This window comes from Microvirga sp. GCM10011540, assembly GCF_042650665.1.
Lineage (GTDB): Bacteria > Pseudomonadota > Alphaproteobacteria > Rhizobiales > Beijerinckiaceae > Microvirga > Microvirga lenta.
In genome coordinates this window covers 1-19,161 of sequence record NZ_JBHSBQ010000111.1, presented here as the reverse complement: position 1 = coordinate 19,161, position 19,161 = coordinate 1, and the positions used below count along the sequence as shown (strand labels likewise).

Annotated in this window: 16 protein-coding genes and 1 pseudogene; 8 read left to right on the top strand and 9 right to left on the bottom strand. The window is 57.4% G+C overall.

Annotation, left to right across the window (positions count from 1 at the left end; translation table 11 throughout):
* Positions 1–198: 198 nt before the first annotated feature.
* Both ACFOYU_RS16490 and ACFOYU_RS16485 read right to left on the bottom strand, forming a co-directional pair.
* Entirely contained in the window at positions 199–435 is a 237-nt protein-coding gene (locus tag ACFOYU_RS16490) for a BrnA antitoxin family protein (RefSeq protein WP_377034429.1), read from the bottom strand.
* Between the two features lie 691 nt (positions 436–1,126).
* Positions 1,127–2,722: an ABC transporter substrate-binding protein gene (locus ACFOYU_RS16485; protein ID WP_377034431.1), complete on the bottom strand. Its 1,596-nt coding sequence runs from the start codon at positions 2,720–2,722 to the stop codon at positions 1,127–1,129.
* A gap of 156 nt (positions 2,723–2,878) precedes the next feature.
* On the opposite strand from ACFOYU_RS16485, the pseudogene ACFOYU_RS16480 reads away from it, so the two are divergent.
* Positions 2,879–3,202, top strand: a pseudogene (locus ACFOYU_RS16480) (integrase core domain-containing protein); the annotation flags it as partial.
* A gap of 64 nt (positions 3,203–3,266) precedes the next feature.
* On the opposite strand, the gene repC reads toward ACFOYU_RS16480, so the two are convergent.
* Both repC and ACFOYU_RS16470 read right to left on the bottom strand, forming a co-directional pair.
* Complete coding sequence (repC, locus tag ACFOYU_RS16475; protein WP_377034428.1) at positions 3,267–4,415, bottom strand: plasmid replication protein RepC; 1,149 nt, start codon at positions 4,413–4,415, stop codon at positions 3,267–3,269.
* 175 nt (positions 4,416–4,590) lie between these two features.
* On the bottom strand, positions 4,591–4,803 hold the full coding sequence (locus tag ACFOYU_RS16470; protein ID WP_377034427.1) for a hypothetical protein: 213 nt from the start codon (positions 4,801–4,803) through the stop codon (positions 4,591–4,593).
* A gap of 592 nt (positions 4,804–5,395) precedes the next feature.
* Between ACFOYU_RS16470 and ACFOYU_RS16465 the strand changes: the two genes are divergently transcribed.
* Together ACFOYU_RS16465 and ACFOYU_RS16460 are read left to right on the top strand one after the other, a co-directional pair.
* Complete coding sequence (locus ACFOYU_RS16465; RefSeq protein ID WP_377034426.1) at positions 5,396–5,728, top strand: DUF4143 domain-containing protein; 333 nt, start codon at positions 5,396–5,398, stop codon at positions 5,726–5,728.
* Positions 5,729–6,175: 447 nt separating this feature from the next.
* Positions 6,176–7,192 carry an LLM class flavin-dependent oxidoreductase gene (locus ACFOYU_RS16460; RefSeq protein ID WP_377034425.1) on the top strand — a complete coding sequence of 339 codons (1,017 nt, stop codon included), beginning with the start codon at positions 6,176–6,178 and terminating at the stop codon, positions 7,190–7,192.
* Positions 7,193–7,762: 570 nt separating this feature from the next.
* Here the strand turns inward: ACFOYU_RS16460 and ACFOYU_RS16455 are convergent.
* On the bottom strand, positions 7,763–9,034 hold the full coding sequence (locus ACFOYU_RS16455; RefSeq protein WP_377034424.1) for an adenylate/guanylate cyclase domain-containing protein: 1,272 nt from the start codon (positions 9,032–9,034) through the stop codon (positions 7,763–7,765).
* Between the two features lie 841 nt (positions 9,035–9,875).
* On the opposite strand from ACFOYU_RS16455, the gene ACFOYU_RS16450 reads away from it, so the two are divergent.
* Together ACFOYU_RS16450 and ACFOYU_RS16445 are read left to right on the top strand one after the other, a co-directional pair.
* Positions 9,876–10,625, top strand: coding sequence for an SDR family NAD(P)-dependent oxidoreductase (locus ACFOYU_RS16450; protein WP_377034423.1), 750 nt, complete (start codon positions 9,876–9,878; stop codon positions 10,623–10,625).
* 31 nt (positions 10,626–10,656) lie between these two features.
* A complete protein-coding gene (locus ACFOYU_RS16445; RefSeq protein WP_377034422.1) occupies positions 10,657–11,202 on the top strand; it encodes a 2,4'-dihydroxyacetophenone dioxygenase family protein in 546 nt (181 codons plus the stop codon).
* 39 nt (positions 11,203–11,241) lie between these two features.
* Here the strand turns inward: ACFOYU_RS16445 and ACFOYU_RS16440 are convergent, their stop codons facing one another.
* From ACFOYU_RS16440 to ACFOYU_RS16430, 3 genes are read right to left on the bottom strand one after another with little or no spacing between them, the layout of a single operon-like run.
* Positions 11,242–12,741, bottom strand: a complete 1,500-nt coding sequence (locus ACFOYU_RS16440) for a tripartite tricarboxylate transporter permease (protein WP_377034421.1) — start codon at positions 12,739–12,741, stop codon at positions 11,242–11,244.
* 12 nt (positions 12,742–12,753) lie between these two features.
* A complete protein-coding gene (locus tag ACFOYU_RS16435) occupies positions 12,754–13,212 on the bottom strand; it encodes a tripartite tricarboxylate transporter TctB family protein (protein ID WP_377034420.1) in 459 nt (152 codons plus the stop codon).
* An 11-nt stretch (positions 13,213–13,223) separates the two neighbouring features.
* On the bottom strand, positions 13,224–14,198 hold the full coding sequence (locus ACFOYU_RS16430) for a tripartite tricarboxylate transporter substrate binding protein (protein WP_377034419.1): 975 nt from the start codon (positions 14,196–14,198) through the stop codon (positions 13,224–13,226).
* Between the two features lie 1,250 nt (positions 14,199–15,448).
* Here ACFOYU_RS16430 and ACFOYU_RS16425 point away from each other — a divergent pair.
* The 3 genes from ACFOYU_RS16425 (at position 15,449) to ACFOYU_RS16415 (ending at position 18,409) form a co-directional block, all read left to right on the top strand.
* Positions 15,449–16,324: an RraA family protein gene (locus ACFOYU_RS16425; RefSeq protein WP_377034418.1), complete on the top strand. Its 876-nt coding sequence runs from the start codon at positions 15,449–15,451 to the stop codon at positions 16,322–16,324.
* 492 nt (positions 16,325–16,816) lie between these two features.
* Positions 16,817–17,521: a glutathione S-transferase N-terminal domain-containing protein gene (locus tag ACFOYU_RS16420; protein ID WP_377034417.1), complete on the top strand. Its 705-nt coding sequence runs from the start codon at positions 16,817–16,819 to the stop codon at positions 17,519–17,521.
* A 447-nt stretch (positions 17,522–17,968) separates the two neighbouring features.
* On the top strand, positions 17,969–18,409 hold the full coding sequence (locus ACFOYU_RS16415) for an SET domain-containing protein (RefSeq protein WP_377034416.1): 441 nt from the start codon (positions 17,969–17,971) through the stop codon (positions 18,407–18,409).
* 56 nt (positions 18,410–18,465) lie between these two features.
* Here the strand turns inward: ACFOYU_RS16415 and ACFOYU_RS16410 are convergent, their stop codons facing one another.
* A complete protein-coding gene (locus ACFOYU_RS16410; RefSeq protein ID WP_377034430.1) occupies positions 18,466–18,969 on the bottom strand; it encodes an EamA family transporter in 504 nt (167 codons plus the stop codon).
* Between the last annotated feature and the right edge of the window lie 192 nt (positions 18,970–19,161).

The window sequence follows — 19,161 nt, the reverse complement described above, 5'->3', positions numbered from 1 at the left end:
GCGCCGCCGGCGCTCTGTGCCGAGAACTTCGATCTTCATTGATCTACTGACCTTAAAGCTAGCCTTAAGGTCAGAACGTCACGTGCAAACAGCACTCTCACAAGAGGGCCCACGCCGAGTGCTTACGCTAGATCTCAACAGCAGCCAGTGCATGCCACCCTACCTAGGCTAGGGTGGCGTGGCCCGCGCGATACTCCATTACATGCCAGCGGCCTTACGTAAGGCCGCATTGATGCGGTCCTGCCACCCCGGACCGTCTTGCTGAAAGTGCTCAAGTACGTCCTGGTCGATCCTAAGGGTGACGGTCTCCTTCACACCCGGGATGGACGGCGCCTTGGAAGGCTCCTCAATTGGTTTGGCTGTCGCCTTCTTAAAAGCAGCCTCAGCAGCCTTATAGGGATCGCTTGGACGGCGCCCTCCCGGTGATCTCGACATACCGTCTCTCCGTTTGACACCCAATCCGACGATATCGCTTGCTGCTAGGGTCGGGCAACCATCTGATTATACGCTCAAAGATGATGGCCGTTCTGAGTTGGACCAGGACCCTCTCTGTCATCGCGGAATCTTCCTTGCTGACTTACGGCGCAACACCGCTGAGCCCACCCGCGCCATCTACCGTCAGTTCGTCGTCCTGATCATAGGCTGGGGCTCCTCACCACGGCGAGATTGCGCGGGACGGCTCCAAGTTCAAGGTCGTCAACAGCCAGGAGTACAACTTCATCCGAAACGTGCTAGCCAGTGCCGAGCCGAGCATTGCCGGCAATGGAGAGGCTCTCGACCAAACCGACCAGACTGACGATGAGAGCACACAGGTCAATGTGGAGAGATCGCGAGATGAGCTAGCCACCTTGCTTCAGCAAATGCAGGCGCTTTAGGCCAAAGGCGAATAGCTCGAGGCCAGCTTCGACCAGCATGTCTCCCTCACCGATCCTGAGCCCATGTCCTGGTGCCCTGCACCAATCTTTGCGATGTCATCGGCTACAACGTCCAGCCCCCGCTCGACCAAGCACCCCTCCATCATTGTAATGTCCGAATGGCTGCATCAGCCATACTATGGCAAGCAGATCGCCCCGTCCTACCGGCAGTCGACCAAAGGGCGGGGCACCAACGCATTGTTGTTGAAAGCCTATTCTTTCTTTGCCCAATAGAACAAGATTTGGTTGTCAGCCCGTTGAACGAGATCGACCTTCTTCGACACACCCCACGCAAGTGCCTGTTGATGTAGTGGGATATGGCTATAATCTTCCGTGGCGATCTTGAATGCTTGCTTGATTAGCTCATTGCGCTTCGCCGGATCCGTCTCCACGAGGATCTCATCAGTAACTGTATCCAGCTGCTTGTTGCAGTATCCGCCATAGTTTGTTTCGCCTCTGCTTGATCCAGGGACGTCGCGACAACCCATCACATCATGAAGGACATTGTGGCTGTCGAATGTGCCAGGCGTCCAGCCCAGAAGCGAAAGCGATGTGGTGTACCCCCCGGATTTTCCTGCCTTTGCGAAGTAGAGTGCTTTTGGCTGAGCCGAGAGATTGACCTTGATTCCAGCTCGCGCCAGCATTGCGACAACAGCTTGGCAGATCGCCTCGTCGTTGACATAGCGATCGTTCGGGCAGTCCATCCCAACCTCGAAACCGTTCGGGTATCCAGCATCTGTCAAGAGTTTCTTAGCCCTCTCGAGATCGAATTTCGGGCGCCGGAAGTCCTTGGAATGCATGAACAGTTCCGGCGCTATCATAAGAGCGGACGGCGTTGACAGGCCGCGCATCACGCGATCGCGGATGAGATTGATGTCGATCGCCCGGAAAAAGGCCTCTCGGACGCGTACATCCTTGAAGGGATTCTTCCCTTTAACATTTGAGAACAGAAGCTCATCACGAGCAGAATCGAAGTTGATAAAGATTGTACGCAACTCAGGGCCGGTGAGCACTTGCGCATTGGCAGATGCATTAACTCGAGCAATGTCCTGCACCGGAACTGGCTCGATCACGTCAACCTCACCTGTTAGCAAGGCCGCAACACGCGTTGCATCGTTACTGATTGGGGTAAATACAATCTCGTCAATGTTATGCTCTGGCTTATCCCACCAATTCGGGTTCCTCTTAAAGACGGTTTTCACACCAGCTTGGTGGCTCTCGATCATAAAGGGCCCGGTACCATTCGCATTCAGCGAAGCGAAGCTGGGAGTCGTGGCGGCTGCTGGAGTTGGAGCGGTAGCATTATTCGCCTCAGCCCATTCCTTGTCCACAATGTACCAGGTATCCCATTGCGAGTTCAGAATTGGATTTGGGGATGTGAGAACCACATCAACGGTATGATCATCCACCTTTACGAACTTGGCGCTGGTTGGCACCCGCGTGGTAAAGTTTGAGCCGGCCATGCGAACCCGCTCGGCGGAGAAGATCACATCGTCGGCCGTGAAAGGATTACCGTTGTGATACTTGACGCCTTGACGCAGATAGAAGCGCCACCGCAGCCCATCGTCACTAATTTCCCACCGTTCAGCAAGAGCGGGTTGAATCTCTAAATCCTTCCCGCGTCGGGTCAAACCCTCATAAACATGACCGAGATGGGCGTTCGTCGTTGTCTCATTGAGGGTATAGGGATCCAAGGATTTGAGATCGCCCTGGTTTGCATATCGAAGGGCTCCCGCGAGAGCTGGATAACATAATCCAGCGAACAGCACTGCGGTGGTTGAGATGGCTATGCTCTTTCTGGCCATAATATCGTTCTCCACTGGCAGGTTTAGTGTTGATATGACGAAGCTACGGAGTACTCCGAAGTTGGGTACGGGGACCTCAGCGTGGCAGGAATTCCTGATGTCGTCTAGCGGACCCTATCGTGGGAACTCGGATAGGGGCGGAGGTTTTATCGGCACTGCTTCGGGCCTGTGAACCGTCTGCCGCACATGATCGAGTGGTTGACCGACAACGGGAGCTGCTTTGTTGCGGGCCAACCCAGTCGTTTGCCCGGGAGCTTGGACTGGAGCCCACAATCGAATGGCATGGCAGAGGCCTTCGTGCTCACGATCAAGCGCGATTATGCCCGCGTCAGTTGCTGCCCGGATTCCCTGTTCGTGATGGCCGCGCTGCCGGGCTGGTTTGCTCATTACAACCAGCTTCACCCGCATCGGGCTCTCGGCTATCGTTCACCCCGCGAGTTCATCGCGACCCGTCAAACCCAGGAAGCGCTGTCCGCTCTTTAAGGGGCAACAATACCAGCCAGGCACTTCCTCTCTGGGCTGCATGGTCATGGAATCCCAACCGCTCTCATGTCATGCGCCGCCGCCTCATGGCGAGAAGCTCGACCTCGAGATTGATCTTCCCGGATTTGACCATTCGAACCAGAGCGCGGAAGTACCCGCCTGGATTCTTAATTTGCTCCTGCCCACTCGACAGATTGTCCTCGTAGAGCTGTAGCACGTACAACACCGTAATGGCGGCAGGCAAAGCGCCGATTTCCTCTATCGCCTCCCTCCAGGCACTCTCATGAGCTCCGAGCGAAGCTCTCAAGTAGCGTCCTGCGCTGACGATATCCGCCACATCCCGAATTGGCTTCCCGTAGTCATTGATGGTCGGGCATGCCTCAACGATCAAAGCGGGTGATAAATGCTCCGGCGTTTGTTCTTTTGGAAGAACCGCCTCAGCTTTCCTCGGAAAGCCTTTGTTACAAGTTTCACTGGAAGATCCGTTGTTTGTTTCTTTGTGGGGGACTCTGAGTCCGGCGTTGCCCGCTTTATAAAAGGTTTCTTCCGCTGCATTTCTCAACAGCTGCCACTCTTCGAGAAGGTTCGGCGGAGGGCTCGCTGTGGACCGGGCAGGGGTCCGATTTAGAAGCTCCTTGAGCCTTGTCTCCAATGCAGCGCGATCAACATCGGGGAAATGATGAGAGAGCGCACTAAGGGCCTCCTCAGCGGCCCTGCGGGCAATCGTGATCTCATCAAACGCCCGTTTACGGAGCTCCCGGAGTTGCTTCTGCTCGGCTAGAGCCACAATCCAATCGCCTCGACGGGCGTAGACCGGGGTCAAATCGAACCCGAACGCATCCACAATATCTCCAGCCAAATCCCTGACAGCGTATCGCTTCCCGTTGGGTGAGTCCTTGGGGAGGATCAGCTGAAGCTCAATCAGTTGCCGTAGAATTCGCCGGATTGCCCGCTCGGTAAGCCCCGTGCGGCTAATGAGGTAATCGTTCGACGGCCATACCAGAAGGCGATCCCAGCTCTGCTCGCCCCAGCACGCCACTAGCTCAGACAGCACCAGCCGTTGAGCGGGGCGCAGATAAAGCGCTTTTTCGGCATCCCTTGCGGCAGCCGAAAGCTCCTTCCGTGTCACAGTACGCCCGGATTCAAGCGCGAATTTCCTTGCGGCCAGAGCAGCATGTCTCAGCCGCCGGCCTCCAGACGATGCGATGTGCATCGTACCCTCCTATGTGAGGGCAAAGCGGGAGCGTTCACCGAAACCGATGCTCTTGACAGCCAGTTTGTTGGGGTGGCATAAGGATGACGCCAATCATTTCCTTATCGCCACCTCCTGGTGGTTCTCCAAAGGCCCTCGAAGTGTCCAGCTTCGTGGGCCTTTTGCTTTGCCTAGGTTATGTCACGACATTTCGTTCCTTGCGAATGAAGGTTGCTTCAAGCGCATACGAGATAGCTTCCTGGCGTGATCGGAAACGCCCACTTTCGACCGCTTGATCAATCGCATCACCTGCAGGCTTGGATACCCACACATTCATTTCCCGGTCTCCCCGCTCGCGGCGGAGATTCCTGAGGCGCTGAACACGCTGGCTCCGAGAAAGATCAGGCATGGCAAGCCATCCTCGCTGCTTCAAAGCGTTTCGAGTGTTGCCCGATTCTGAGAAGGGTGTGGAGTCGCGGCTAAAGAAATCATTCACACTAGCCGCGATTCTCGTTGGAAAACTTCTTGTCGCTGAATCAGTTAGGCCGACAGGGCGAGTCAATCCGCAGGTAAAAAGCCAGTTCCTTGTGATTCAGAGTTACTCACTTGATTCTGATTCGACCCAACTGATTCTGAAAGCCCATTCCTGATTCGCACTTTGACTCTGGCATCCGCCTACACGCGGATTTATTATCTATTAATGGGCTAGTTGAACCGAATGACTACTTCCAAAAGACTACAAAGCGCGTACCGCCCGCAGAAGACCTATCCTCGTTACGCCCTAGGCGGCCACCCTGATTTACCGGACCCGTCGGACGCGGAGGGGCATAAAGAGTCTCAAGAACTGGGATCTTCATGGCCCAGGTGACGAAGTATCGATTACTGCACGATCGCGATCAGCCAACGATGGCGCCAGGATTTCACCCGAACCTATCTGGAACGCAATATCCCCCCTGCTGAGGCCTCGCACTCCGGCAGAGACGCTGCGTCGCTTCTGGACCGTGCTGGCGCATCACCAGTCCGGGCTCCTCAATGCCGCTGACTTCACCCACGCCCTTGGCGTGGACGGCAAGACCGTGGCCTCCTACCTCGACCTGCTGGTCGATCTTCTGCTCGTCCGCCGACTGGAGCCATGGCACGCCAACATCGGCAAGCGCCAGGTCAAATCCCCGCGCGTCTATGTCCGCGACAGTGGACTTACCCATACCTCGCTTTGCCCTGCAACGCAGGATGATGTGCTGGGTCATCCGGTGGCTGGGGCCAGTTGGGAGGGATTTGTCATTGAACCCCTGATCGCCGCAGCCCCTTCCGACACCCAGGCAAATTTCTATTGAACATCTGCGGGCGCGGAACTTGACCTGCCCCTTACCTTGCCCGGTCGCCGCTTGTGGCCATTGAGATCTAGCGCAGCTTGGCGCCAAGGTGGAGAGGGGCTTCCATCATGCCTGTGACCATCTCAAACCGGAACGCCGTATCGTCGTCTACCCAGGATCTGAGCGCTTTCCTCTGAGGGTCAATATTGAGGCAATGCCATTGTCGGCTCTTGGTCAGGTGCTACAGGCGGAGAAATGATTGTTCCGCCGAATCTCCGGCCGACAACTCCACACCGAAACCCGAATAGCCAGAATCTTTTTCTCTAGAGGGTCCGCTGTGACCTTCTTAACTGCACACACGGCAAATTTGATCCGCCGTGTGTGCGGTCATAGAGGATCTTCGGCACAAATATCAACCAGCCTACTATTCTATCGGACCGACAGAAGGCATTTGTACAGGATCGCCTCATGAAGAAGATTGGCTTTCTCTCGTTCGGACACTGGTCGCCCTCCCCGCATTCAGGGACACGTTCGGCCCGTGATGCTCTCCTCCAATCCATCGATCTTGCCGTGGCGGCCGAGGAACTTGGCGCGGACGGCGCGTACTTCCGCGTCCATCACTTCGCGCGCCAGCTCGCCTCGCCCTTCCCGCTGCTAGCGGCAGTGGGCACGAGGACAAACCGCATCGAGATAGGCACCGCTGTCATCGACATGCGTTATGAGAATCCTCTCTATATGGCTGAGGATGCGGGCGCGGCCGATCTGGTCAGCGGCGGGCGTCTCCAGCTCGGCATCAGCCGCGGCTCTCCTGAGCAGGTAATCGATGGCTGGCGCTATTTCGGCTACGTACCCGAAGAGGGCCAAAATGACGCCGATATGGCCCGTCGTCATGCAGAGGTGTTTCTTAACGTCCTCAACGGCGAGGGCTTTGCCGAACCGAACCCACGCCCGATGTTTCCCAACCCGCCTGGTTTACTTCGCCTCGAGCCCTATTCGGAGGGTCTGCGCGAGCGTATCTGGTGGGGATCAGCCTCCGATGCGACTGCGGTCTGGGCCGCACAGCAGGGCATGAACCTCCAGAGCTCGACCCTGAAGGAGGACGAGACGGGCGAGCCCTTCCACGTCCAGCAGGCCAAGCAGATCCGTCGCTACCGGGAAGCATGGAAGGAGGCGGGGCATACTCGCGAGCCCCGCGTTTCGGTTTCGCGCTCGATCTTCACTCTCGTCGACGACCGCGACCGTGCCTATTTCGGGAACAGAAAAGACAGCGATCAGCTCGGCATCATCGACAACATGCGAGCGATCTTCGGCCGTTCCTATGCGGCAGAGCCGGAAAGGCTCGTGGAGGAACTCAAGGCGGATGAGGCGATTGCCGAGGCCGATACGCTGCTTCTGACCGTGCCGAACCAGCTCGGGGTCGACTACAACGCTCACGTCATCGAAGCTTTCCTGAAGCATGTTGCTCCGGCCCTGGGTTGGCGATGACGCTTCCGCGAAGTATGCGGAAAGCCGGAACGTCGCGTGTAGGTATCGAAGGTCCGACCTCTATTTGGAATGTCCGCGTATGGGAGGATTCCCGCTCGGTCGGGCTCTCACCGGCATCAGGAGCGGTTCCATGATCAACCAGAATGGAAATTGCTAGCGAAGACGACTATGCTGATCCCGTCCCCAAGCTCTGGGCGGGATGGAACTGATTAAATCGAAGGGGCACGATCTGGCGGCTGGATGCTTGGTTCCGTCCGCCTCTGACCAGAGCGGCTCGACTATCAGCGATGTGCGGGCTCTCTCTGAGCATTCCGACAAAGTCCCAATGCTAAAAGCCGCCACGGCTCGCCCCTCCGCATCAAAGATGGGAACTCAGCCTACGGGCATTCCAGGCATTAGGCCGGTGTCGAGACTGGCGAAGCTTGTTCTGCGGATGGCTGCTTAACGGCGAGCGGATCGGACCCTTTCAAACTTTATTGTGTCGAAGAGGGTTAGATGCCACGGCGACGCCAAGTCGCGCGTAAGACCAAGACTGGTCGACCGCAGTGACCGTGAGGAGGAATTCTCTATTCAACAGTTGGATGTGGTTTCGCTAAACCGTGCCCAGCGGGGCTCTTCTCCATGCACACAGGACGGATCAAGCGTGAAAAGCTCTTGCGGTCGGTTGACCCCTCTGAGGGCATACCGGCCAACGGAAACGAGGCATTCTTGCTCGCTTGTTAACGCCGCCTTGAAGAAAGTCGAGGAAACCAGAATATCCCTCTCGACGGAGCGACAGAGGGCGGCGATCCGGCTCACCTCGTTGACAGCTGGGCCGACCACCGTGAAATCGAGCCGGTCCTGGCTGCCGATGTTGCCGTAGAAAACCTCGCCGATGTGAAGACCCAAATAGGCATCGGCGACCGGCAGGTTTGAGGCTATGCGCTCCCGGTTGAGTGAGCGGATCCGGGACCGCATCAATTGCTCAGCCCGGAGAGCAGATCGACAGGCTACGCTCGCATTGTCTTCCTTGAAGATTGCGAGCGTTCCGTCTCCGATCAGTTTCAGGACATCGCCGCCGGCTTCATAGATCGACGAAATGATGGCTTCGGAATAGTCGTTCAGAAAAGGAATGATCTGCTCAGGATCGGCAGTCTCGGTGATACGGGTGAAGCTGCGCAGGTCGCTATACCAGAGAACGGCCTGGATCCGGTCCGTGACACCCCGGGCGATCCGCCCCTTCAAAACAAGGCGGCCAGCATCGCGACCAAGGTAGGTCTCGACGAGGGTCTTGGCAATGCGCGCGAGGGAAGCGCATTTGAGCGCGAGCATCAGCGGCGCTGCCAGCTCGCGGACGAGCGATATCTGTTCGTCAGTAAAACCAGCCTCCACCTCCGTCGTCCAGGATGAGTAGAAGGAGTCCATTTCCCCGATGACGCCTTCTGCCTCAAAGCGATGGATGAGGACGAGATAATCTGTCTGCCCCTCGGCACGCAGTTCAGCAAGAACGGAGAAGTCCTCGGCATGACCTGGGCCGATCCGCCGCCGCAGGGAATCCTCGCCGCTCATCAGAAGATGATAATAGGTGCTCCTGCGCCAATTGGCGGCAGCCTCCCCCTCGCCATTCGTGCGCCCATACTCAACGATGGCGTCAAGATCGCCCTGATCATCGCGGCGCCAGCGAAAGACCCGCCCCTCATGGATCGGATGCAGCGTGTCAATGACAATGTTCACCCGCGCAATGGGAAGGCCATTGGCAGAAAGGCGATTGCAGAAGCCGTGAAGGAGTTCCAGCTCCGTCATGCCGCTCAAACCCGCCTCTGTGACCCATTTGGTGATCCTTGCAACCTGAGTCGTATCCATGGCAATTCCCAATGTTCACGGCTATTCTTACGGTCGATGATCGCTAGACGAGTCGTCGACCATATCAGCGCTCTGATCAAGAGGTGGCTTCAACCCCGCCAACCCTTGAAGCTGTCCTGATCCCTGGAAACTGGATCAGCCAAAATTGGAGTAATCCCGTAATCTCGTCGCGCTGGGAGAAGGGAATGGCTATGAGGGCGTCCAATTTTTTCGGAATAACAGGCCCCCGTGCTGCTGTTGACACTGGACGCTATGCCCCCCAATTCAAACCAACAAGGTGGCACGTGTGGCACTCCAATAGACGCAGTACTTCTCTCGAATCCGGCTCACGGGCGGCGGGCGCCGCTCGGAGCTTATACGTTTCTCGATGCCGCCTCCTTGGGCTCTGCTTCTCCAGAGAGGCCGGCGACGAGCCGACGCAGCCGGGATTCTCCTGCTCCAGCTCCAACCAAGGCGATGCTTTTACCTTGGGCGAGTTGTACCCCGATCTGGGACAACTTCGCGATGAGCTGCTCCGAACTAAATTTCTTTAGGTATGGGTAGCTCGTTAGCTCCAAATAGGTAGTCAATCGATAGGGTCCAACTCCACCTAGTCAGGATCAACATAGGAATATATGCATAGGGGATGAGGCGTTAGGCCCGGCAGACCCATTTTTGACGTTGGTTGCTGACCCCATGCATGAGCACCAAGGAGGGATGACTTACATACCCTCGACCCAATCTCTGGTCGATGACAGAACCACGAGGTTTAGTAGAACCGTATTCTCTACCCTGCCCACCTGAGGCAGAATATCTTGAATGCCGCCGGAGATTCGATCAACATTCCAGAATCGGTCGCGACATGCCGATAACCGATGCCTTTGCCTCCCATCTCTTCGACAGCCAAACTGTTCTTATCACGGGTGGCACGAGCGGGATTGGGCTTGCCTGCGCCAAGGCGTTCCGTGATCTCGGAGCCGTTGTCACTGCGACCGGCGCGACTGCCGCCGAGCAGGTGCGGGCGACCGACGACGAGAGCAATACCGACATCTGCTTCGATGTTCTTGACGTGCGTGATGCCTCCGCAATTGAGGCTCTGCTCACAAAGTTCGAACGCGTCGATGTCCTGGTCAACGCCGCGGGCGTAATCCGCCGGGATATGGAGCATGATCCCGAGGTTTTCGCCGATGTCATCGCGATCAATCTGACCGGAACCATGCGGGTCTGCTCCGCGGCTAAGGCCAAGCTACAGGAAGCACAAGGCTCGGTCGTCAACGTCGCCTCGATGCTCACCTTTTTTGGCGGCCCCCGGGTGCCTGCCTACAGCTCTTCCAAGGGAGGCATAGGACAACTGACGAAGAGCCTTGCCGCTGCATGGGCGTCCGACGGCGTCCGCGTTAACGCCGTTGCGCCGGGCTGGATCGCGACCCCACTCACTCAGCCCCTTCAAGACGACCCGGAGCGTAGCCGGCCCATCCTGGCTCGCACACCAATGGGACGTTGGGGAACGCCGGAGGAGGTGGCAGGCGGTGCGGTCTTCCTCGCGTCCCCCGCTGCCCGTTTCGTGACAGGTGCCGTTCTCGCAATTGATGGCGGGTACCTGACGCTCTAATTCTATAGTAGACCTCACCGGAACCGATCGAATGTCGAAGAAAGAATGTTCTCCTGACGCTCCCTACCTGAACGAGAAGTGGGCGCCTTACAGGCATCCTCAGCCGAAGGACTCCCCACCGGAGCTCGTGATCCCTAACGCTATACCGACAGACGAGCGCATCTGGGTGCCCGTGGACGAGAATGTGTGGTTCCGCCCGCTGCTGCTAGCCGCCTCGCGTGGGTACTGGATGAACCTACTGCGGGTGCGCAAATCGGGCGTACTCTCACGCCATCGGCATCCCCAACCCGTACACGCTTTCGTGTTAAAGGGAGAATGGCGCTACCTAGAACACGACTGGGTAGCGACTGAGGGCTCCTATGCGTACGAAGCACCTGGCGAGACACACACACTCGTGGTGGAATCCCACGTGGAGGAAATGATCACGCTCTTTCAGGTAAATGGCGCCATGATCTATGTCGACCAGGATGGGCAGGCGACCGGTTTTGACGACGTTTTCACGCGCATCGAGAAATGCCGGGCACATTATGCCAAGAACGGCCTCGGGGCCGACTACGTCGATCAGTTTATCCGCTGAGGTAAAGAGAGGCTCTCACGCACCTCCGTCGTCGAGGTCTTACTTTCCGAATGAACTTGCAGTCTGCCTGGAGCGCAGCGCCAGTATCAGCGCCGGCACGAGCCAGACAAGCAGTGTTGCCACTCCAAGCGCCCCCGCAATGGGCCTCTCGAAGAATGCGAGAAAGCTACCGTCCGACTTGATCATGGACGTCACGAAATTCTCCTCTAGCATCGACCCGAGCACGATGCCTAGAATGCAGGGAGCGACTGGGATATCGTTCTCCTCCATTAAAAAGCCAAGGATGCCGAAGATCAGCATCACGGTGACACCGAAAACGGAGTTATTGATCGCGAAGGCACCTACGATGCAGAACATAAGAATGCATGGCATCAGGATCTCGCGCGGAATGCGCAGGATAACTCTGGCGCCTCTGATGGCGGCCCAGCCTAGGGGAAGCATCACCAGGTTTGCGAGTATAAAGATGATGAACACTGCATAAATGTACTGCGGACTATTCAGAAAGATCGTGGGGCCTGGATTCATATTCTTCAAGTACAATACCCCGATAACCACTGCCGTGATGCTGTCGCCCGGAATACCGAAGACGAGCGCCGGAACCCATGCGCCGGCCAGCGCCGCGTTGTTTGACGACGTGCTCTCGATGATACCCTCCACATGTCCCTTTCCGAACTTCTCGGGCGTGCGCGACATCTTCTTACTCAAAGCGTAGCTTACCCAAGCCGCGATATCGGCACCTGCGCCCGGGAGGGCTCCAATTACCGTGCCTAGCACGTTCCCGCGCACCTGCTGGCGCCAGTACTGCACCATCATCCGTCCCCAGCCTCGGAATAGGTTGCCCATGACGGCCTGCGGCGTGCCCGAGATCTTTGGAGAGATGGCGAACCGGAAGATTTCAGAGACGGCGAAGAGGCCGATCATGGCGGCGATGAAGTTCACTCCTCCGGTAAGTTCGGCATTTCCGAACGTGAAACGAGGCACGCCAGCCGGATTGTTCAGCCCAATGGTTGAAACGAAAAGGCCGATGAAGAGGCTGACGAAACCTTTCACGGGCGACGCCGCTCCGATGAACACCGCGCAGGTAAGCCCGAGCAACGCCAGCCAGAAGTACTCGAAGGAGCTGAACTTTAGAGCGACTTCGGCAAGAGCTGGAGCGGACAGAATCAGCACGGCGGTACCAAACAACCCTCCGATGACCGAGAAGAGCAAGTTCGCACCAAGTGCGATTTCGCCCTCTCCGTTGCGGGTCATCATGTACGCTTCGTCCGTGTAGGCTGCGGAGGCAGGTGTCCCCGGAATGCGCAGCAGCGTGCCTGGGATGTCTCCGGCGAAAATAGCCATGGCGGAACAGGTCACCATCGTCCCCACCGCAGGCACGGGATCCATGAAGAATGTCACCGGAACGAGTAGCGCAATCGCCATAGTCGCGGTCAGGCCAGGGATGGCTCCAACAACGAGCCCGAACATGGCGGCGAGAAGGATCGTCAGCAGCACCGACGGCTGGAACACGAGGCCGAGAGCTGTCTGGATCGCGCTCATGATATCACCAGATCATGGCCCCATAAGCCCAAATGGCAGGGGAACTCGCAGCAAGTCAACAAATGTCTGGTAAATCAGCATTGTTGCAGCCAGAGCCACCACGGAGGCAAGCCACCAGCGAACGCCCATTACCATCAAGAAGAAGAGCAGAATCAGAACCGAGATAGGAATGAAGCCAATCGTCTGCGCACCCAGGATGTAGGCGAGGACCAGAAGGAAGACCACTGCAATCCTCACCCACGCGTGGTGCGTGTGGGCCCAATCGCTCCAGACAATTGCTCCCCTCCAATGCCGTATGCCTGAGGCGACGAGTAGAACGCCACATCCACCGAGACCAACAGCGATGAGCATGGGGAAGACGGCTGCGCCGTAATCCTGTCCCGGTATCGCGGGAAGCGTCCTCGCATAGGCGAATGTCGCGATTGCGAATGCGAGGAGCAAGATGCCAGTGATTGCATCGTTGACGCGCATTAAGGCGCACCTTATTTGGCCAGCCCGACCTTTTTCATGACAGCTCCTAGATCCTCGTCACTCTTGACCCAGAAATTCCGGAACTCATCGCCGGCAGCGAACTTCACGCCGAAGCCTCGCTGATTCATGAAATCGTTATACTCTTGACTCTTGTAGATTTTCTCCAGCGCATCGGTGAGCCTTTTCGTGACGTCCTCAGGCATGTCCTTCGGGCCGACGATGCCGCGCCAGGCGCCAATGGCCCATTTGCTGCCGGTCTGCTCCTCGAGAGTGGGCACGTCCGGGAAAGCTGGATTCCGTTGCGGATCCATAACCGCGAGACTCTTGACGCGGCCAGCCTCGATAAGAGAGCGCGCCTCTGGCAAGGAGCTCGGGACTATCTCGACGCCACCCGCGACGAGATCTTGGAGGCCCGGCGCAGCACCTTGGCTCGGAACCCAACGGACCGTGCTGGGATCGATCTTGAGGCTATCGAGCATACCGGCGATTGCCAAATGCCATATGCCGCCCTGCCCTGTGCCAGATGCCTTGAACTTGCCCGGGTTCTTCTTGATGTCCTCCAGCAGATCGTTGACGGTCTTGTAGGGCGCGTCGGCCCGCACCTGGACGCCGGCAGGATCGAGGTTCATCAGCGCAATGGGGGTATAGTCTTTGTAGCCGCGTTCCGTGAGTCCCTGCCAGTGCAGCATGCCAATCTCGACCGTCGCTAGGCCGAGGGTATAGCCGTCAGGAGACGCAGCAGCGATTGCCTCATGTCCGACGACGCCGCTACCGCCAGTTCGGTTGACCACGTTCACCGGCTGCCCGAGCTCCTTCTCAAGCAAAGATCCAATAATGCGGGCCGTCGCATCCGTCCCGCCGCCGGCAGCCCACGGCACGATGATCGTAATCGGCCGCTCGGGATATGCCGCCCAGGCATGTCCGGCAGCGAAGGCGAGCGAGAATGCGGCAACAGCGAGTCTCTTCAGGAAATTACGACGTAGCATTCTTTCCTCCCGATACGCCGGCTCCTTGCTCTAGTGGGGCCGGTCTTTAACTTAGGTTGCGTCACATTGAGGTTATTGGCTAGTCTTATTTGTTTTCCACTCCCCGATTTCCTAGTATCCAAAGGATCTCAAAGTTGTCGCCCTAACGGATGAGAACACGCTCCCGTACAGCACGAACCGAGAGCGAGACGGTTTGCGGCGTTGGACGCTGGACTATCTGGGGCTGAGATCACGCTTTCATCCAAGCTGTAGCAGAAACCCACCGGTACTACGGCGACCAGACCCACGGTAAGCAAAGGCGCCAATGCCGGCGGAGTCCCAGTTTAGGCGGGTGACGACAAGCAGCCCGCCAGCAAAAATGATACCGACCACACAGTCGCCCAGCAAGCCAAGGGCGCGTTCATCGCGGCATTGATCGCTGAGCTCAGCCTGCCGGCGCGGGTCCCGCGATCGACGACACATTGATGACGGGACCGCTTCCTTCCGCTCGCATATAAGAAACGTCCCCTCGCACGAAGCGCACGACCTGTTGGACGTTCCAGGCCAGTAATGTATCAATGTTATTGTCTGTGCAGACCTGCGCCTAGATGAGTTTAACCAAGGCACCAGCAAGTCACGATGAGAACATCAGGCTGGCCAAGGTGCTCTACGGTTGCGGCCATCGCCCGCGTTGTAACCTCTGTTTCGGTGATGTCCGCTTGGATCAGGAACACCTCCTTGCTAGCCACCCTTACCGTCTCGGCACCCAGCCGCGCGAGTGATCGCGAAGACTATAATGGATTGCGGAACGCGTCTTGCTTTGCTTGAACTAAGGGCTGAGGAAACTTCAATTCCAGTGCTTGCGCTGGTAATGAGGATGGCTCCTTTTGCAAGGTCGAGAACGGCGGCGTAACGCACTGCAGGGATTATAACCAGACCCCGACTTAGGCTCCGAACGAAAGCAGGACCCAGAAATATGGACTACTTCGGCCCTAAGACGGGGGCTCGGATGACCCTTCCGGAATAGTTCGGTCAATCAACCGGCCAACCTCGATGCATGTGCAGTGAGCATCTGCGAGATCAGGCCGCATCAAGTAGATCGCGCGCCCCGAACGCGACGTGGTCAACGGAACCGGGATCTTCCCAACTCAGCCAATCCTCCTCTGGCGTCGTTAATACCTCCGGACTCATAATGAGTACAGGCTGCGTGCAGCATGGTCCCTTGCTAGCATGACATGTTCAATAGTGGTGTAATCAACATGGCAGGGTGCTTGCCCCCCGAGAACCAGGGCTATCATGAGTACTTCAGGGGACCGTTCGCCCAACCTTCGTCACCGGGAAGGCCGCTCATTGGTTTGAGCCGTGGACGATGTCGGGAGCACTTTGCCGGGGGCAACATAGGTCCTTGTACGGAACACAACCGGATACAGGACAGGCCAGGAATGGAAATGCTGTTACCTCCCGAGTTCTTTGCAGCATTGGAAGCGGTCGATACCCCGACGGTCTGCAACGCTATCGAACTCATCATGGGCCGCCGGACGGCAGAGGGGTTTACGACCGCGACGCCTATGGCTGCCCACCCGAACCTACCTGCCATTGTCGGATACGCGCGGACCGGCCTGATCCGCAGTTCGCAACCGGCTCAGGAGCCTTCCGGTGAGGTGAGAGCGCGGCGGCTCGCCTATTACAGGTATATCGCGGCCCACGCAGGCCCCTCCGTGGTGGTTCTCCAGGATGTGGATCCGCATCAAGGCTTCGGTGCTTTCTGGGGTGAGATCAACGTGGCGATCCATATGGGCCTTGGAGCGCGAGGGGTGCTGACCAACGGCTCCATGCGCGATCTTGGCGTTGTCGATCCCAGCTTTCAGATATTGGCCGGCTCGCTTAGCCCGAGCCATGCATTCGTACGGATTGAGGCGTTCGACTGTCCGGTTGAGGTCTTCGGGCTAGCGATCAAGCCCAACGATATCATCCACGCCGACCGTCATGGTGCAGTTGTCATCGATCCGAAGGTAGCTCCGGAACTCCCCCGTGCGATCGATCTCGTCATGCGAAAGGAGGCGCTGATCCTCGCAGCGGCCCGGAGACCTGACTTCACCGTTGACATGCTGACGGAGGTTTGGAGGCAGGCTGAGGACACCCACTAGCCTACCATGCTCTTTGAGCCACGCCGCAGGAGCCCAGTTGCGACTAGTGCTATTGACGCAGGTCTCGCCTAGGCACAGCACTCACGCTCTGGGCACGAGCCGTCAACTCCGGACTGGCGGTCGGACAAGATCGGCCTCTCCAGAGGGTGAGGACCAAACCTTTGTTGTTTTCGTCAGCCGAAATGTGAGCGAGACGCGTTAAGCAGCAGGTGCAGCGCAGCCCTATCATTGCGCTGAGTTTTTGCCATCTCGAACATTTCATACCAGGAACGGTTGCAACAGTCCCTATCCGCCGTGAAAGATAGGTCCGCCTCCGTCGGCCGAAGCCTAGATTGTGACACCTCCACCGTTAACTCTACAGAATCTGATCCGAAAAGGATATTCTCTGGTGTTAGCGCCCACGAGTATCGGAATATTGGGATAGGCCGGTTTGGCATTCTACCCTCTGGCCTGCACAGCAATCTCAAGCCCATTCCAAAGAAGGGAGTTCCCATGGACGATCTCTACGCTTTCCCTCTCAGCCGTCGCTGGCCGTCCATGCATCCCGATCGGCTACAGCTCTATTCCGCGCCGACACCCAATGGGGTGAAGGTGTCAATTATGCTAGAGGAGGTTGGACTGCCTTATGAGCCGCATTATATCGATATCGGTAAAAACGAGACTTGGACACCTGATTTCCTGTCCGTGAACCCCAACGGCAAGATTCCGGTAATTATCGATCCTAAAGGCCCAGGCGGGAAGCCATTCGCCCTATTCGAGTCGGGCGCCATCCTTTTGTACCTGGCCGAGAAGACCGGCCAGCTTCTACCGTCGGATCTCGCACGGCGCTACCAGACTATTCAGTGGGTGTTCTTCCAGATGGCAGCGGTCGGCCCAATGTTCGGACAACTCGGCTTTTTCCATAAGTTCGCAGGGCGTGAGATTGAGGACAAGCGGCCGCTGGAACGGTACCGCAACGAGTCTAAGCGCTTGCTCAACGTTCTGGAAAAACAGCTGGCGGAGCAGTCCTGGATTATGGGTGATGCCTACACAATCGCCGACATTTCCCTCCTGGGCTGGGTGCGCAATCTGATCGGTTTCTATGACGCGGGGGGGCTCGTTGAGTTCGACACCCTGAAATACGTTCCCGCATGGCTGGAGCGCGGCCTTGCGCGCCCTGCCGTTCAGCGCGGCCTAACAATTCCATCGAGGACGTAGCACCACAGTCGCGCCTTTCGTTGTGGAATGAGGCATGCGCCATCGCCTGATGTGTGTGGCCACAAGCGGACCAGGTGTTCACGACGGCAGGCTCGATCCGGCGTTGTGGGAGGTGACCCCGTGGAGGATTACCTGGGCAGACCATCGCGTCAATCTAGCCGGCCTTGCACCGCTTTGGCCCAAGCAGTCCATCGAGGAAAGCAGACGCCGAGATTACATCACTCCGATGAGACAACAGCCACTTGTGATTGGCTTTGCGCGCCCCACGCGTGCCGTCAATTCTGTTCACGCCTCTGATCTGGGACCCGACATCCTCCATGCTCACTAACGGCCAGGTCCTGTGATAATTTCATCCAATCCATCGGGATAAAGAAACTGAGGTTGATCTGTCGTAAAACCTCTTAGAAACAGAACCATACCTCTACGTGATTTGGAGCAATTGTCGTCATGGAAGCCAAACCTTCAGAAGAGTTCTACCGGGTTGGACGGTCCAACACCGGCCTTGGCTTGTTTGCGACAGACGTCATTGAGAGGGGTTCGTTCATTCTCGAGTACATGGGACTACGGATCTCGAGCGAGGAAGTGCATTGCCGTCGGAGCGCGCGCTACCTGTTCGAGATTAACAGCCGTTGGACGATTGATGGATCGCCACGCTGGAACACAGCCCGATACATCAACCATTCTTGTCGGCCAAACGCCGAAGCTGTGGTTTCCCGAGGCAGGATTCGTATCAAAGCCCTCAAACGCATCAAACCCGGTGATGAAATTACATACAACTATGGGAAGAGTTATTTCAACACGTTCATCAGGCCGCTTGGCTGCAAGTGTCAGGCCTGTACGGCGACGCGATCACGGCGCACCAAGACACGACGCCTTCGAGCTGAATGACGACAAGGTACTTTCACGGGGGGTAGCGAAGCTTCCCCCGGTCTGTGTGGGTCTGCTCACCGAAAACGTCCCCATAACACCGAGGCCAGGGGCATAACATGATTGCGTCTGAGCGCGATGATCAGCACTCCGCACAAAGCAAGCCCTGTCCCAAGCGCCATTCGGCCGTCTAACTGATCGCCAGTCACCAGCAGGCCCATCGCTACCGTCAGCAGCGGGTTCATGATAGTCAGGGGAGCGATCAGGTTGGCAGGATACTTCCCGATCAAGCCATAGTAGATCGTGTGAGCAACCAGAGATACGACGAGTGCGGAAAACAGCAGGGCCGCGATAAAGGCCCAGCCAGCCTGCATGGACCGGGCGACCTGACCGACCTCGAGGCCCGTCGTCAGGACAGCGAGAGGTACCACGGAAGCCAGTCCGATCCACGCCTGGAACTGCAATGGTTGGACGCCTTTGATCTGCTTCATCATTACCGCGGCAAGTGATCCCGCACAAGCCGAGCCCAGGATCAGTACGAGCCCGCCGGAGAGCGGAAATCCGCTGCTTGGGTCCCACATGACGAGAACGCCGCCGACAAACGTCAGTGCTATCCCAAGCCCACGTTTCCAGTAAACCCTCTCACCTAGTGTTCTGTCACTGACGGGTGTTTCCGAAATCTGGTCTGACGTGCGATGCTGCTCGGATGGGCAAGATCGAACGCATTGAGGTTTCCGCCGCTGATCGGGAGCGCCTGGAGACCCTGGTCCGTG